This window comes from Bacillus mycoides, assembly GCF_018742245.1.
Classification (GTDB): Bacteria; Bacillota; Bacilli; order Bacillales; family Bacillaceae_G; genus Bacillus_A; species Bacillus_A cereus_U.
The window spans coordinates 580,080-597,424 of the sequence record NZ_CP036132.1; the positions used below are offsets into that span (position 1 = coordinate 580,080).

Here is a 17,345-nt window from a genome sequence, read left to right on the forward strand (position 1 = left end):
GTTATACCTATATTTTATATTGAAATAAGAATAATTTCAAAAGCTTAGCTTATATGAGCTGGTTTTATAAATAAAATAGCACCAGTAGTGTTGACTACTACTGGTGATTTCACACATATATTATTCAAATGGTAATTCAATTATAAATTCTGTTCCGACTTCTAACTCGCTTTTAACTTTGATAGAACCATTATGAAGTTCTACAATTTCCTTTGCAACAGCTAGTCCAATGCCTTTTCCTCCTGTAGCTCGTGTTCTAGATTTATCGACACGGTAAAAGCGATCGAAAATGTGTGAGATATCCTCTTTTGGAATACCTTCACCTTCATCTTGTATACTTATTATAAAAGTATTCGCACTGGTTAGTACACGTATTGTTATAGAAGTGTTTTCTGGCGAATGTTGATAAGCATTATGCAATAAATTTAACATCACTTGTTCCATACGCCTTTCATCTATACAAACTTCTAAATCATTTTTACAGTACACATGAATTTCTATTTGTTTGTTTGTTAATGTTGTTTTTGTTTTTTCAACCATTCGTTCTAAAAATGGCCTAAGGAGCATTTTTTGTTTTTTAATAACGAATTGATGTTGCTCTAATTGTACGAGCATAAATAAATCTTGTACGAGATCAGTTACACTATCGGTTTCATCCTCGATGATTTGTAAATACTCTTCACGTTCTTCCTTCGTTAAAGAATCTCTCTTTGCCACTTTCGCATAACCTTTCATATAAGTTAGTGGAGTGAGTAACTCGTGCGCTACACTGGCAAGAAATTCGTTTCGCTCTTTTTTCATATACGTCAGTTCACTAGACAGTTCCTCAATGGTTGTGGCTAAACTTCCAAGTTCATCATTGCGTTTAATCCCTAATTGAATTGGCTTGTTTAATTTTGACATTTTTTCTGTTGCTCTCTTCATCTTTATAAGAGGATCTGTAATAACTCGAGAAAAAACAAAGACAGAAATAGTTGTTAAAATAAGTGTTAAAATACTCACGATAATGAATTGATTCATGAGTCTAAGTAGCATATCTTCTAAGAAGGATGTTTTTAAGAACATGTGTAATTTGCCTTGAAAGTCTTTTGTATCAATTGGTGTTACTGTTGAGATGAATTTTGATTTTTTCCAATTCTTTTCTACTATTAATCCGCCCCTTTTAACGGGGGCGATTTTACAATGAAGTTGTTTTTGCATATCTTTTGTTACTGTTTCTGAGGCCGAAGTGATTTTTCCATTACTGTCAGTGATAACAATGGCTATATCAGAATTAGTAAGTGCTTCTGTTTCCATTAAGTCTTCAGCGGCACTTTCAATAGAGAAGCCGGAAGAGGCAGGGCGGTTGAGATGTTCAGTATGTTTTCTTTTCTCAGCGTATTTGCCGTATTTGCTCCATTTTGCACGCTGTTCAATCGTATTACGATAGCGATTTCCTTTCTCTAAAAGAGCAAGCGTCTCCTCTTCAACACGCATTTTTGAAAGACTTTTATAAAAAGATACGAAAGCGATTGTCTCAATACATAAAGCTAATATTAAAAAGTATGTCCCAACTTTAAGGGAAAGTTTGCTCATTTTCTCACCATACCTTATTTCATATAAAGTGAAACTTTAATCAGTGGGGATTTATCCATCCCCACTGACAGAAGTAATTATTCATTTTTCCATTTATATCCGACTTTATAGACAGTTTCTAAGTAATCTTCAACTGGAAATCCTTTTTTGCGTAACTTATCCCGTATGTTACGAATATGTGAATCGATAGTTCTATATTCGATATCTGTTTGATAGCCCCAAATCTTCTCGATTAAATCGTCTCGGCTGTAGGCACGGTTTGTATTTTGTAAAAATAGTCCGAGTAACGAAAATTCAATAGGAGTTAGTGAGATTTTTTCATTATAAACTGTAACAGTATGTTTCGTTTTATCCCACTCAATACCATTGAAGCTAACAAAGCTATCTTTCTTTGTACGACGTAATATAGCCTCGATTCGCGCGACTAATACATGTTCATCGAATGGTTTTGTAATATAGTCATCTGCTCCCATGGTCAGGCCTTTGACCATATCATAATTTTGGTTGCGAGCTGTTAGCATAATAATTGGAACGTTGGAAATTTGACGGATTTGATAGCAAGTATCCCACCCATCCATATTTGGCATCATAACATCTAATAAAATAATATCGAAGACCTTTTGTTCGATTAATTCTAGCGCTTCAAGGCCAGAGGTAGCTTTCATACAAAAATAGCCACGAGGGCTTAAGAACAGATCTAATAATCGTAACATACGTTCTTCATCGTCTACTAATAAAATTTTCACCATAATCTTGTGCACCCCAAACTCTTCATTCTACTTGTATAGTTTACATGAAAATAATAAAAAACTCTTTTTATGTGATTGAATGGATGGCTGATTTTTTCAATCAGGGCAATTGACATAAAAAATGCACTAGTTTTGCACAACTATTTTTTATAATAGAAAACGTAGCGACACAAATACCCTATGTTGCGACATAACGTCATGTCATTTTATTTATAAAATGACAATTCCATTCTATTGTGTATGTGAGATAGAGAGGGTTTTCGTATTCACCTCGCATCGGATAAGAAAAATTTCCTATCTCACACTTTTTTTAATATAAAGGGGATTGTACACATGAGTAAAAAAGTAGAACATTTACAAAAAGAAAAGCAAGATCGTAATGCGATTGTAATGTGTGTTGCGGTATCTATGCTTATTATGATAAGTTGTGTAAATAAATTTTTCGGGATTTTATAATAGAAAAAAAGCTTATTGCTTCTTAAGAAGCAATAAGCTTTTTTAATGTTTTCTATATAATAAACCAAGGTAGAATTGCCAGTCCAGAAGTTACAATTGCTGTAGCAAATATTAAAAAGATAGCTTGTTTGTTTTGTTTCATGTTACATTCTCCTCTACATATCAATTGCATGCTATACGTTCATGAAATACTCAGCGGGAGATAGATTATCCCCACTGATTAAAGTCTCACTTTATATTTTTAGTATAACGAATGGAAAGGATTGGAACGATTGATAAAGGTGACATGAAGATTACATTGTTGTAATGAAAAAAGCATCTTAATTAATAAGAAGATGCTTTTGAAAAATTATATTAAAATGTTAATTATTTAAGAATAAAACCATATGCTCTTCGTCCCAATATTGGCCATTATGTTTTAAGGACCGTTCTTGCACACCGTAAGTTTGGAAGCCGAGGGACTCATATAATTTTTTTGCAGCAGTGTTATCAGCAACAACATCAAGCATGAGCTGTTCTACATGTAATTTATCGGCATTTTCAATAATCGCTTTAATTAAAGCTCGTCCTGCACCGAGACCACGCGCTTTTGGAGAAACAAAAACGGAGCCGATTTTTGCTTTATGCTCTTGCTTAATAAATGGCTTTGTTTCTAGAGTAGCAATACCGACTAAATCATTATCTTTGAAGACACCTAGAGTATACTTATCCGGATTGCTTAATCGCTTTGCCATAGCAGCGACAGGGTTTTCATGTTTAAGAACATCTTCATAAGAAGAGCTAAAAGCCTCAGGGTTTTTCGTTAAACCTTCCATACAAACTTTCAAATAAATTTCTGCGTCCTCTGTTGTTAATAAGCGAATTTCCATAGTTGTAACCTCCTAGATTGATTCAAATTTAATTCATTAACTTTGTAAGATTAAGTTTAGTTAAATGTATTCTGTGACTATTCTTTCTTAATTTGTAAAAGAATGAAGAGATTATGCTACTATGTTTTTATTTTATTTATGTAATGAAATTATATATTAACTTCATTAACTATTCAAGGATTTAATATATTACATTTTTATAACTAAAATTCCCACTTTGTAAAGGAGTCATTTTTATCCCACTATTCGTGGGAGTCGGGTTGCCCGTAAAAGCCCGATTGGTTTGGGCTAATAATCAGTGGGGAGGGAAAAACCCTCCACTGATTAAATTTCCACTTTCTTTTACGTAGTCAATCGTTTATTTTGTAGCCATCGATTCGTTCTGGATGTGTATAAATATTGCAAGATCCATTTCGAATAAATCCTACTACGGTAATACCTAAATCATGGGCGAGTTGCAGAGCTAGTTTAGTTGGAGCTGATTTAGATAGAACAATTTCGCAACCTATTTTTGAAACCTTTAACAAAATTTCAGATGAGATGCGTCCGCTAAACGCAATGATTTTCCCTTGAACGGATATATTGTTTCGTAAACAATGACCGTATATTTTATCTAGCGCATTATGTCTTCCGATATCCATTCGTGCTAAAAGAATGTTTTTTCGATCACATAGAGCGGTATTATGCACACCACCCGTTTGGCGAAATGTAGTTGAAGATTGTTGTAAGGAAGTCATTAGGTGAAAACATTCTTCCGGAGTAATAGTTATATGTATATCATGTAACTTCTTTGCTTTTGCTGCATCGTTGACGAAAACAAAACCTTGTCTACTTTTTCCGCAACAAGAAGTTACGTACCGTTTATTATATAAAGTTTGATAGAGCGGATTAATTTTTGATGATTTTACATGAACAATACCGTTTTCTTTTTGGATCCATAATTCTTCAATATCTTTATAAGAAGAAATAATTCCTTCAGAAATTAAAAAACCGATTACCATATCTTCAATGTAATTAGGAGTGCATACAACTGTTACGTATTCTTCGCTATTTAATTTAATTGTAATAGGAGATTCCGTAACAACCTCATCGGTTTGTTTTGAAAATGTACCAGATTGATAGCGTACAATCGTATATGTTTCTTGAGTAGGCCCCATATTAAATTCCCCTTTATATATATTTTTCTCCATATTTATCATAAAACATCGAAAAAACAAAAGCATCTACTAGTAAGAAGATAGCAGATTATTTTGGTTATTATTGTATATGTACGATATAATAGATTTGTAGAATAGCGACATTTTCAAGCTTTCGTAGTTATACCTTATAACATCTAGAATCGACTTCCAAAGGAAAGTATTTTAACAGGGCGTTTCAAAAATATGTACAGCAACGCATTTTTGAAAACGGATTCAAAAATGTGTTGTACAGTTAGTTGTAAGGAGAGGGGAAACTATGACAGAACAGACAGTCCGTGTAACCGTTGATGGTAAAGAATTTTTCGCATCAGGTGAAAAGACGATACTCCAATTATTTAACGAAAGTAATTTAGAACATCCTCAAATTTGTCATGTACCAGAGGTAGATCCTATTCAAACTTGTGATACATGTATTGTAGAAGTAGATGGAAAGTTAATGCGTGCTTGTTCAACAAAGTTGGAAGATGGCATGCATATTGAGAGGCAATCGGAACGTGCGAAGGAAGCACAAACTGAAGCGATGGATCGAATATTAGAGAATCATTTATTGTACTGTACGGTATGTGATAATAATAATGGTAACTGTAAAGTCCACAATACAGTAGATATGATGGGAATTGAAGAACAGAAATATCCATATGAACCGAAAGTAAGTGCATGCGAAGTGGATACGTCGCATCCATTCTATCGATACGACCCAAATCAATGTATTGCCTGTGGGCAGTGTGTAGAAGTATGCCAAAATTTACAAGTGAATGAAACTTTATCGATTGATTGGAGTTTAGACCGCCCACGTGTTATTTGGGACAATGGTGTGAATATAAATGACTCGTCTTGTGTTAGCTGTGGGCAATGTGTAACAGTTTGTCCTTGTAATGCATTAATGGAAAAAACGATGCTAGGAGAAGCTGGATTTATGACTGGTTTAAAACCAGATGTGCTAAATCCAATGATTGATTTTGTAAAAGATGTAGAGCCTGGATATAGCAGTATTTTAGCAGTTTCAGAAGTAGAGTCCGCGATGCGTAAGACGAAAATTAATAAGACAAAAACAGTGTGTACATTTTGTGGTGTAGGTTGTTCATTTGAAGTCTGGACGAAAGATCGTCAAATTTTAAAAGTGCAACCTGTTTCAGATGCACCGGTTAATGGTATTTCCACATGTGTAAAAGGCAAATTCGGATGGGACTTTGTGAACAGTGAAGAGCGTATTACAAAGCCGTTAATTCGCCAAGGAGATATGTTTGTTGAGGCTTCATGGGAAGAGGCTCTTGAAGTTGTTGCATCTAATATGCAACATATTAAATCAGAATATGGTAGCGATGCGTTTGGGTTTATTTCTTCTTCGAAAGTAACAAATGAAGAAAACTATCTTATGCAAAAACTAGCTCGTCAAATATATGGAACAAATAATGTAGATAACTGTTCCCGTTATTGCCAATCTCCAGCAACAGACGGTTTATTTAAAACTGTCGGTATGGGCGGAGATGCTGGAACAGTGAAAGATATTGCTGAGGCAGGTCTTGTTATTATTGTTGGTGCAAATCCAACAGAAGGACATCCTGTACTTGCAACTAGAGTGAAACGTGCTCATAAATTACATGAACAAAAACTAATTGTCGCAGACCTTCGTAAACATGAAATGGCGGAGCGTGCTGATATATTTGTTCACCCGAGTCAAGGGACGGATTATGTATGGCTTGCTGGGATAACGAAATACATTATCGATCAAGATTGGCACGATAAAAAGTTCATAGCTGAAAATGTAAAGAATTTTGATGAATATAGCAAAATGCTAGAGAAATATACGCTTGATTATACTGAGAAAATTACAGGGATTTCTAAAGCTCAGTTAAAAGAAATGGCTCGTATGGTATATGAAGCAGATGGTACTTGTATACTTTGGGGAATGGGTGTAACTCAAAATACAGGAGGAAGTACAACGTCGGCAGCAATTTCAAATTTACTTCTCGTTACAGGTAACTACCGTCGTCCTGGTGCCGGTGCGTATCCGTTACGCGGGCATAATAACGTACAAGGTGCTTGTGATATGGCGACATTACCGAACTGGCTTCCGGGTTACCAAGCAGTTTCAGATGATGTGCATCGTGCGAAATTTGAAAAAGCATACGGTACTACCATTCCGAAAGAACCGGGATTAAATAATATCGCAATGTTACTTGCGGCCGAAGAAGGAAAACTGCGTGGTATGTATGTTATGGGAGAAGAAATGGCTTTAGTAGATTCAAATGCCAACCATGTACAACATATTTTAGCGAATTTAGACTTCCTTGTTGTTCAAGATATGTTCTTATCGAAAACAGCTCGTTTTGCCGATGTTATTTTACCGGCAGCACCAAGCTTAGAAAAGGAAGGAACATTTACAAATACAGAGCGCCGTATTCAAAGATTGTATGAAGTATTGAAGCCACTTGGTGATTCTAAACCAGATTGGTGGATTTTACAAAAAGTAGCTCGTGCACTGGGCGGAGACTGGAATTATGGAAGTCCAAGTGAAATTATGGATGAAATTGCATCGCTTGCCCCGTTATATTCACAAGCAACGTATGACCGTTTAGAAGGCTGGAATAGTTTATGTTGGGGTAGCCATGATGGTAGTGATACACCGTTATTATATGTAGATGGATTTAACTTCCCAGACAAACTAGCACGATTATCACTAGATGAATGGGTTCCGCCAGTTGTAGCACCAGATGAGTATGATTTACTATTAAATAATGGCCGTATACTAGAGCATTTCCATGAAGGAAATATGACGAATAAGTCGGCTGGAATTTTATCTAAAGTGTCTGAAGTATTTGTTGAAATTTCACCTGAACTTGCTAAAGAACGCAATGTGAAAGATGGTGGTCTTGTAGAGTTAGCATCACCATTTGGAAAGATTAAAGTACAAGCGCTTGTTACAGATCGTGTAACTGGAAATGAGTTATATTTGCCGATGCATGCGACAGTAAATGAAGAGGCAATCAATATTTTAACAGGAACAGCAACAGACATTTATACGTGTACACCAGCTTATAAACAAACAATGGTGAAACTGCGCGTATTACGTGAAAAAGGAAATCGTCCGTTACCATCTTCAAACCCGAGAGATAAAAAACGCCATCCGCAAAATGGTGTTGAAATCGAGAAAAAGTGGCAAAGAAAACAATACGTATCACTTGTGGACCAGAATTAGGGGGCGGAGATAGTGGCAAAAGAGATTACTTTAATTAAAAAGAAGATTGTAACAGAAGAAGAAAAAAAACAGCAAGTAACAGATGAGTTGTTAAATGATCTAGCTGAAAATAGAGAAGCAGTAGAAGAGACGATGCAGCTATTAGCGCAGTTGCACAAAGCTGGAATTTTAGATGCAGCAATTAGTTTACTTGCTGCAAAAGAAGATGTTTCCAAAATAGCTGTTGAACAATTGAATCGTGAACCAGTAAAAAACGCATTAAACAATATGATGGGGGCAGGAGAGGCATTATCTTCAGTGGACCCAGAAATAACGAAACAAATAACATCTAGTTTAGTCACTGGATTACAATTTGCAACGGATGAGCTGAAAAATGGAAAGAAAACAAAAGTGATGGATTTCTTTAAGGTATTAAAAGATCCAGATATCAACAGGGCGATTACATTCGGTTTTAGTTTCTTAAAAGCATTTGGACAAGGATTAGAGAAAAAATAGAGTGAGTGAAAAAAAGTGATGGGATTAGCCATCACTTTTTTCATTATATGTATAAGAGTGTTCATGTTAAGCGGAATATATTATTATTAAAAAGATGGATTGGAACTGGAAATGTGGAATCCATCTCAAATACCGTTTTAGAATTTGGAGGAATATATGCAACACCGTAAAAAACTATCTATACCAGGAGTAATGGGACATTCCTTTCAAACAGTTAGATTTGCTTTTTGGAATGTATTAACCTTTCAACTTGTTTATAAATTATTAGCAGCGATTGTATTTGTCCCGCTATTTGGGATCATTTTTAATAAGTTATTGTATTTTGGTGGTTATGCAAATGCAACGAACGATGAATTATTAGTGTTTTTAAAGACACCATACGGCATCGTGGCAATCGTAATTTTGTCATTGTTAGCACTGTTTCTTATTTTTACGGAATTTGCGGTACTTATTATTATTTCGTATTTTGCTCATAAAAGACAAAAGGTGAAATTACGTCCGATTTTATATAAAACGGTAACGTATTTACCTACTCTTTTCACATATTGCTTACCAGGATTTATTTTATATGCTGTCGTATTATTACCTCTTTTAAATATGGGATATGAAACGGCATTAATTCCGCAAATTCAAATTCCTAACTTTATTACAGGAGAACTCTTCAAGACAACGATGGGACAAGTTGGTTATTACACGTTCTTTGCTGTAGTCGCGTATTTGAACCTTCGCTGGATTTTTGTTCTACCTATTGTCGTTTTAGAGCAAAAAACATTTCGCGTGGCAGCACGCAAAAGTGCAGCTTTAGTAAAAGAAAGCTTTTTTAAAGTACTATTCTTTTTAGTAGGTTTTTTCATTTCAATAGGGATTGTGTATATTGTATTTTGGGGAATATATTTATTGTGCCTATGGGGTGTGTATGAATTTACAAACCCGAAAGGAACATTCGCATTGTTAGCTGAATCAACAATGTCTGTATTCCTAACAAGTACATTGTATTTATTTAGCTTTATCGTGACACCATTTTATATTATGGCGATTACGCGATTGTATTTGCAAAAGGTTCCGGTTGAAGATGTTTTACTAGAAGAAGGATTAGACTATTCAAAATCGAAAGCAGATAAATGTTTCTTCCAAAAACATCGTTGGAAATTTATTGGTGTATATATTGTGGGAATTATTATTGCTGGAATGGTCGTTGCCTTCATTGTAACCTTTATTTCAAATTCGTATAAAGAACCGATTATTATGGCACATCGTGGATATATATCAAAAGGGGTAGAAAATACGAAAGAAGCTGTGCAAGGTGCTATTGATGCAAAAGCAGATTACGCTGAAATCGATGTACTGCAAACGAAAGATGGCGAGCTGGCAGTAATTCATGATTTGAAGTTAAAACGTCTTGCCAATGAGAATGTACATGTATCAGATTTGACAATGGATGAGTTAAGGAAACTTACTCTTAGCCAAGATGGATTCTCAGGGGGAATTAGCACATTAGATGAAATTATTAAGCTTTCAAAAAATAGAATAAAACTCAATATAGAAGTGAAGCTTCACGGTAATGAGAAGGATTTCGTAAATAAAGTACTAAAAACAATTAAAGATAATGACTTTGAGAAACAATGTGTTATTCAAACGTTACATTATCCGCTCATTAAAGAGTTTAAGCGTGCAAATCCAGATATAAAAGTAGGATATATACTTTATGCAAGTAGAGCTAACTTAAAGAATGTGAAGGCTGATTTTTATGTAGCAGAAGAATATATGTTAAATAAGAAATTAGTAAAAGAAGCAAGGAAGTTAAATAAGCCAATTTACGTATGGACAGTAAATGATATGGAAAGTTTAAAGGCATATTATAAGTTAAACGTAGATGGTATCATTACCGATTATCCTGAAGACGCAGGTGAAACAATTAAGATGTTAAAAGAACAAGAAGCTGAAGAAAGCGATATATTTGATAAAATTACAGAAACGACAGAAGACTTGTTTTCAAAATTATTTATAAGTTACCCAGCTGCTGGTTAAATGCCAGTAGCTGTTTTTTTTATGAAAAGAATATATTTCTAAAGTATTGTACAAAGTAATAAGTGTATATGTATACGTAACTACTTAGTTTTTTTACATTGTTACGTTATTGTCAAATAATAAATAATAACTATGCATTTTGAATGGATATAATAGAAATAGAGTGATAGATGATGAAGTGGTACGCAGAACTCAATAGAATCCATGTTTTATATATTTACACTATTCTAAATATATAAACTTTAAAAAAATAGTATGTTAGCGTTTTCATAACTTTTAAGTTATGCTAGAATAAGGACATAAGTTATTAATTATTTAAAAAAGAAAAAAGAATTCCTTTTTTCTGTTAATTATAAGGGGGCATTTCATTATGCGTATTGGGGTACCAGCAGAAATTAAAAACAACGAAAACCGTGTGGCAATGACACCAGCAGGTGTTGTACATTTAGTTCGTAACAATCACGAAGTATTCATTCAAAAGGATGCAGGTGTAGGATCTGGTTTCACAGATGCTCAGTATGTTGAAGCGGGAGCAAAAATTGTTGATACAGCTGAAGAAGCTTGGAACATGGAAATGGTTATGAAAGTTAAGGAACCAGTTGAAAGCGAATACAAACACTTCAGCGAAGGTTTAATCTTATTCACATACTTACACTTAGCTCCAGAACCAGAATTAACAAAAGCGTTAATTGAAAAGAAAGTTGTTGCTATCGCATATGAAACAGTACAATTAGAAAACCGTTCATTACCATTACTTGCACCTATGAGTGAAGTAGCTGGTCGTATGGCTGCACAAATCGGTGCGCAATTCCTTGAGAAAAACAAAGGCGGTAAAGGTATCTTACTTGCAGGTGTTCCAGGAGTTAAACGTGGTAAAGTAACAATTATCGGTGGTGGACAAGCTGGTACAAATGCTGCTAAAATTGCAGTTGGACTAGGTGCGGATGTAACAATCATCGACTTAAGTGCAGAACGTCTTCGTCAATTAGATGACATTTTCGGAAACCAAGTAAAAACTTTAATGTCTAATCCTTACAATATTGCAGAAGCTGTAAAAGAATCTGATCTTGTAATCGGTGCAGTATTAATCCCAGGTGCAAAAGCGCCAAAACTTGTAACAGAAGAAATGATTAAATCAATGGAACAAGGTTCTGTTGTTGTAGATATCGCGATTGACCAAGGTGGTATTTTCGAAACAACTGACCGTATTACAACTCATGATAACCCAACTTATGAAAAACACGGCGTTGTGCATTATGCAGTTGCAAACATGCCAGGTGCGGTTCCACGTACATCAACTCTTGCATTAACAAACGTAACAGTACCATATGCAGTACAAATTGCTAACAAAGGCTACAAAGAAGCTTGCCTAGGCAACACTGCATTATTAAAAGGTATTAATACATTAGAAGGCTATGTAACATTCGAAGCAGTTGCAGAAGCTCACGGTGTAGAGTACAAAGGTGCAAAAGAATTATTAGAAGCAGAAACAGTATCTTGCTAATAGAAGCATTATACAAAACAAAATCGAACAATATATAAAACAACATGATAAGAGCTAAGAGATAATACCTCTTAGCTCTTCTTGGTAAAAGGGGGCATTCATCGTGGCCAACCTATTTAAAAAGAAATCCGTTACGCAATTGTTAGGGGAAAGTAAAAGTAAAACTTTGACGAAAACGCTAGGGGCATTTGACCTAACAATGCTAGGGATTGGTGCGATAATTGGTACAGGAGTTCTAGTATTAACGGGATTAGTAGCAGCAAGAGATGCTGGTCCAGCAGTTATTTTTTCATTCATGATTGCAGCAATTGTTTGTGGATTTGCAGCTTTATGTTATGCAGAGGTTGCATCTGCACTTCCTGTTTCAGGTAGTGTGTACACATATTCATATGCAACAATTGGTGAGTTTGTTGCCCATTTAATGGGATGGACATTGCTATCCGTATATGTCGTAACAACTGCCGCAGTAGCTGGCGGATGGACAGGTTATTTCAATAATTTAGTGAGCGGATTGGGAATTGAAATTCCTAAAGCATTGTTAACGATTCCAGCGCAAGGTGGTATGGTGAACTTACCCGCAGTTATCGTTACGTTGGTGATAACTTGGTTATTATCACGTGGTACAAAAGAAAGTAAGCGTGTGAATAACATAATGGTATTAATTAAAATTGGTATTGTTGTTTTATTCATTGCAGTTGGTGTATTCTACGTGAAACCAGAAAACTGGATACCATTTGCACCGTACGGCTTAAGTGGAGTCTTCGCCGGAGGAGCAGCAGTATTCTTCGCTTTCTTAGGATTTGATGCATTAGCAACTTCTGCTGAAGAAGTGAAAAATCCACAACGTGATTTGCCGATTGGTATTATTGCTTCATTAGTCATTTGTACAATCATTTATGTTGTAGTTTGTCTCGTTATGACAGGTATGGTTTCTTATAAGGAATTAGATGTACCTGAAGCGATGGCCTATGTATTAGAAGTTGTAGGACAAGATAAAGTGGCTGGTGTAATCGCTATTGGAGCTGTAATTGGTATTATGGCTGTAATTTTCGCATACATCTACGCTACGACACGTGTATTCTTCGCTATGAGCCGTGACGGTTTATTGCCAAAATCTTTTGCGAAAATTAACAAGAAGACAGAAGCACCAACATTTTCAGTTTGGTTAACAGGAATTGGTAGTGCTTTAATTGCCGGATTTATCGATTTAAAAGAATTGTCGAATTTAGCGAATATTGGAGCGTTATTAACATTTGCGATGGTTGGTGTAACTGTCATCATTCTTCGTAAAACGCATCCGAAATTACAACGTGGATTTATGGTACCACTTGTACCGATCTTACCGATTATTTCAGTTGCAAGCTGTCTATTCTTAATGGTAAATCTACCGTTAAAAACATGGATATACTTCGGTGTTTGGTTAGCAATCGGAGTGGTTGTATACTTTGTTTATTCGAAAAAACATAGTCATTTAAAAGACGATGGAAGTTCGCAAGATAGTTTAGAAAAAGCTAATTAAAGGGATATAAAGTTAGTAAGCCTTGTGCGTCTAGGGAGCGCGCAAGGCTTTTTCTTTTGGGGAAATAAAGGAGACCAATGTTATGTTGTCGAATTTTTATGTCGGAATATAAGAAGGGGTGGAAAGATGGAGGCGAAAGTTGTCGTTGGAGCAGAGGGATATAATAATAACCCAGGTTGGTTACATACGAATGAAGAAGAATTAAATTTATTAAAAAGAGAAACGTGGCTTAATAAATTTCAGCCTAATTCTTTATCAGTAATTTTGGCTGAACACGTATGGGAGCATTTATCGTATGAAGAAGGTATAGAAGCAGCTAAAATATGCTATGAATTTTTACAAGATGAGGGTTACATTCGTTGTGCGGTACCAGATGCATTTTTTCCAAATGAAGAATATCAGCAAGGTGTGCAAGTAGGAGGGCCAGGTCCATTAGATCATCCGGCTGCAAGTCATAAAATTGTACATAACTATAAAACGATTGTATCTATGTTTGAAGTAGCGGGTTTTCAAGTAAAGTTGCTAGAGTATTGCGATGAAAATGGAGAATTTCAGTATAATGATTGGAATGAGCAAGGAGGTTTTATTTATCGATCGAAACGTTTTGATTATAGAAATCAGGATGGTAAATTAGGATTCGCTTCGTTAATTGTGGATGCAGTGAAAGTTAATAAATAAGAAAAGGATGTGCGATAGCTTTCGTGCATCCTTTTTGTATGAAGAGCATGATAGATGCGGAGAATATTTAGGTGTTTATTTTGAAATGTGAACGAAATTGTCAAAAAAATCTTACGGATTTTATTGACACATATGAACAGACGCTCATATAATAAGAGTATAAGATATATGAATGATTGTTCATATGTTCAATTAAAGAGGTGAGCTATAATGGCTGGAAATAAAATAGAAACGCAACAGGAAGCATGTTCTCAAACGGTAATTCACGAGGAAATCGTGGATCAAGTAAAACAAACAATTCCGACTGATGAAAGTTTAAGTAAAGTAGCAGAATTATTTAAAGTATTAGGTGACCGTACACGTACGAGAATATTACATGCATTATTTGAAGCTGAAATGTGTGTTTGTGATTTAGCTTATTTATTAGGAATGACGCAATCTTCAATCTCACATCAGCTTCGTGTATTAAAGCAAGCAAAGCTTGTAAAGAACCGTAAAGAAGGAAAGGTAGTTTATTATTCATTAGCTGATCAACACGTAATTCATATCTTCGAGCAAGCGTTTGAACACGTAAACGAGGAAGAATAAAAACGCGAGGAGGGAGAACGATGGCAGAAGCATTAGTGAAAAAGAAACTTATGCTAGAAGGTTTAGATTGTGCAAATTGTGCAATGAAAATTGAAAAAGGTGTTGGGAATATAGAAGGAGTAACGTCTTGTTCCGTAAACTTCGCAACAAAAACGATGCTTTTAGAAACACCGCAAAATAAAGAAAATCAAGTTGTTACGGAAGCGAAGCAACTTGTTACAAAATTAGAGCCGCATATTAAAGTGCAAGAAGAACAAAAAACAAAATCAATAAAAGAAGTATTTGTATTAGAAGGCTTAGATTGTGCAAATTGTGCAATGAAGATTGAAAATAAGGTAAAGGAAATGCCAACAGTTTCAGAAGCGACTGTTGATTTCGTATCAAAGAAACTACGAGTAGAAGTTACGAATAAAAGAGAAATTGAATCGACTGTGCAAAATATAAAAAATGTTGTTCAAAAGTTAGAGCCAGATGTAAAAGTTGTTCGGGAAGAGGAAAAAGGACACGACCACGGTCATGATCATGGTGATGGAAATGTGAAAAAGATGATAGGACGATTAGTAGTCGGTGGAATTTTGACAGGAATTGCTGCATTAGCTGGATTACCGCAAATGATAACAATTCCATTATTCGTCCTTGCGTATTTATTAATAGGTGGAGATATCGTTTGGAGAGCGGTAAGAAACATAACTCGCGGCCAAGTATTCGATGAAAACTTTTTAATGGCGATTGCAACTTTAGGAGCTTTCGCGATTCAACAATATCCAGAAGCTGTAGCAGTTATGCTATTTTATCAAGTAGGGGAATTGTTCCAAAGTATTGCAGTAAATCGTTCTCGAAAATCAATTACGTCATTAATGGATATTCGTCCTGACTATGCGAATGTGAAATTTGGAAATGAAACGAAACAAGTATCACCAGAAGATGTGCAAATTGGTGAGTATATTATCGTAAAACCAGGTGAAAAAGTACCGTTAGACGGGAAAGTAATTGAGGGAACATCAATGATGGATACTTCAGCGCTAACAGGTGAGTCTGTACCGCGAGAAGTAGAAGTTGGTAATGACGTATTAAGTGGTTTTGTAAACCAAAATGGTGTATTAATTGTTGAAGTTACAAAAGAGTTCGGTGAATCGACTGTATCGAAAATTTTAGACTTAGTACAAAATGCAAGTAGCAAAAAAGCACCAACAGAAAACTTTATTACGAAGTTTGCACGTTATTACACTCCTGTTGTAGTTATAACAGCAGCAATAATGGCATTTATTCCACCACTTATTTTAGAGGGTGCTACATTCTCCGATTGGATTTATAGAGCGTTAGTGTTCTTAGTAATCTCTTGTCCATGTGCGCTCGTTGTATCGATTCCTCTTGGATTCTTTGGCGGTATTGGTGGGGCATCTAAAAGTGGTATTTTAGTAAAAGGAAGTAACTATTTAGAAGCATTGAATGATGTGAAATATATCGTTTTTGATAAAACAGGAACATTAACAAAAGGTGTCTTTAAAGTTACGAAGATGGAGCCTAGTGAAGGTATTACAGCTGAAGAGCTATTAGAATATGCAGCATTTGCAGAAGTATATTCAAATCATCCGATTGCACAATCTATTCGAAATGCATATGGAAAATCAATCGATGAAAATGCTATTGAAGACTATAGTGAAATTTCTGGTCATGGTACGGTTGTAAAAGCACAAGGAAAAGAAATTTTCGCAGGTAATGCTAAATTAATGAGCAAAGAAAACATTACATTTAAGCAACCCAATACAGTAGGTACACTCGTTCATGTTGCTGTAGATGGTAAATATGCGGGTTACATCGTTATCTCTGATGAGGTAAAAGAGGATTCAAAACAAGCAATTCAAAAGTTAAAAGAACTAGGTATTAAGAAGACAGTCATGTTAACTGGTGATGCAAAATCAGTTGGTGCAGCTGTTGGTAAAGAATTAGGTTTAGATGAAGTTCATGCCGAATTATTACCACACCAAAAAGTAGAAGAAATCGAAAAAATTGATGCAGCAAAACGCGGTAAAGAAAAGATTGCATTTGTTGGTGATGGTATTAATGATACACCAGTATTAGCACGAGCAGACGTTGGTATTGCGATGGGCGGTTTAGGGTCAGATGCAGCAATTGAAGCTGCTGACATCGTTATTATGACTGATGAGCCTTCAAAAATTGTGACAGCAGTAAAAATTGCAAAACGTACACGTAGCATCGTATGGCAAAATATTATATTTGCATTAGGGGTAAAAGGGTTAGTGTTATTACTCGGCGCCTTTGGTATTGCAACAATGTGGGAAGCGGTCTTCTCAGATGTTGGTGTGACGCTACTTGCAGTTTTAAATGCAATGCGTGTACTGAGAGTGAAAGATTTATAAAAATAAGAGAGGGCGCGATTACGCCCTCTCTTATTTTTATTATTTTACTGTGTTATTGAGGATGACTGTTGGTAGCGTAATATTGAAAAAAACAGAGAAGGAGAA

At 35.3% G+C, this 17,345-nt stretch carries 13 protein-coding genes; 9 read left to right on the forward strand and 4 right to left on the reverse strand.

The genetic code is table 11. From position 1 onward, the window contains the following. Window positions 1-120: 120 nt before the first annotated feature. Window positions 121-1,575 (reverse strand): sensor histidine kinase, encoded by a 1,455-nt coding sequence (locus EXW56_RS02950; protein WP_002201820.1) that lies wholly within the window; start codon window positions 1,573-1,575, stop codon window positions 121-123. A 77-nt stretch (window positions 1,576-1,652) separates the two neighbouring features. Next, window positions 1,653-2,324: a response regulator transcription factor gene (locus EXW56_RS02955; protein WP_033716787.1), complete on the reverse strand. Its 672-nt coding sequence runs from the start codon at window positions 2,322-2,324 to the stop codon at window positions 1,653-1,655. Window positions 2,325-2,657: 333 nt separating this feature from the next. Here EXW56_RS02955 and EXW56_RS27825 point away from each other — a divergent pair, with 333 nt between their 5' ends. Next, a complete protein-coding gene (locus EXW56_RS27825) occupies window positions 2,658-2,780 on the forward strand; it encodes a hypothetical protein (protein ID WP_002113959.1) in 123 nt (40 codons plus the stop codon). A 362-nt stretch (window positions 2,781-3,142) separates the two neighbouring features. On the opposite strand, the gene EXW56_RS02960 is transcribed toward EXW56_RS27825, so the two are convergent. After that, window positions 3,143-3,649, reverse strand: coding sequence for a GNAT family N-acetyltransferase (locus EXW56_RS02960; protein ID WP_000405886.1), 507 nt, complete (start codon window positions 3,647-3,649; stop codon window positions 3,143-3,145). Window positions 3,650-3,999: 350 nt separating this feature from the next. Further along, entirely contained in the window at window positions 4,000-4,806 is an 807-nt protein-coding gene (fdhD, locus tag EXW56_RS02965; RefSeq protein WP_002113960.1) for a formate dehydrogenase accessory sulfurtransferase FdhD, read from the reverse strand. A gap of 298 nt (window positions 4,807-5,104) precedes the next feature. On the opposite strand from fdhD, the gene fdhF reads away from it, so the two are divergent. The 8 genes from fdhF to EXW56_RS03005 all read left to right on the forward strand — a co-directional run bounded on the left by fdhF (window position 5,105) and on the right by EXW56_RS03005 (window position 17,240). Then, entirely contained in the window at window positions 5,105-8,047 is a 2,943-nt protein-coding gene (gene fdhF / locus EXW56_RS02970; RefSeq protein ID WP_002113962.1) for a formate dehydrogenase subunit alpha, read from the forward strand. A 12-nt stretch (window positions 8,048-8,059) separates the two neighbouring features. Next, entirely contained in the window at window positions 8,060-8,542 is a 483-nt protein-coding gene (locus EXW56_RS02975; protein WP_002113965.1) for a helical membrane plugin domain-containing protein, read from the forward strand. 156 nt (window positions 8,543-8,698) lie between these two features. Further along, entirely contained in the window at window positions 8,699-10,570 is a 1,872-nt protein-coding gene (locus tag EXW56_RS02980) for a glycerophosphoryl diester phosphodiesterase membrane domain-containing protein (protein WP_002201817.1), read from the forward strand. A gap of 370 nt (window positions 10,571-10,940) precedes the next feature. Then, window positions 10,941-12,074 (forward strand): alanine dehydrogenase, encoded by a 1,134-nt coding sequence (gene ald / locus EXW56_RS02985; protein ID WP_002010453.1) that lies wholly within the window; start codon window positions 10,941-10,943, stop codon window positions 12,072-12,074. A gap of 103 nt (window positions 12,075-12,177) precedes the next feature. Next, on the forward strand, window positions 12,178-13,593 hold the full coding sequence (locus EXW56_RS02990; protein ID WP_002113970.1) for an amino acid permease: 1,416 nt from the start codon (window positions 12,178-12,180) through the stop codon (window positions 13,591-13,593). Between the two features lie 126 nt (window positions 13,594-13,719). Further along, window positions 13,720-14,271: a class I SAM-dependent methyltransferase gene (locus EXW56_RS02995; RefSeq protein ID WP_002201816.1), complete on the forward strand. Its 552-nt coding sequence runs from the start codon at window positions 13,720-13,722 to the stop codon at window positions 14,269-14,271. 210 nt (window positions 14,272-14,481) lie between these two features. Then, entirely contained in the window at window positions 14,482-14,859 is a 378-nt protein-coding gene (locus tag EXW56_RS03000) for an ArsR/SmtB family transcription factor (RefSeq protein WP_002113975.1), read from the forward strand. A 20-nt stretch (window positions 14,860-14,879) separates the two neighbouring features. Further along, window positions 14,880-17,240: a heavy metal translocating P-type ATPase gene (locus tag EXW56_RS03005; RefSeq protein WP_002201815.1), complete on the forward strand. Its 2,361-nt coding sequence runs from the start codon at window positions 14,880-14,882 to the stop codon at window positions 17,238-17,240. The last annotated feature ends 105 nt before the right edge of the window (window positions 17,241-17,345 follow it).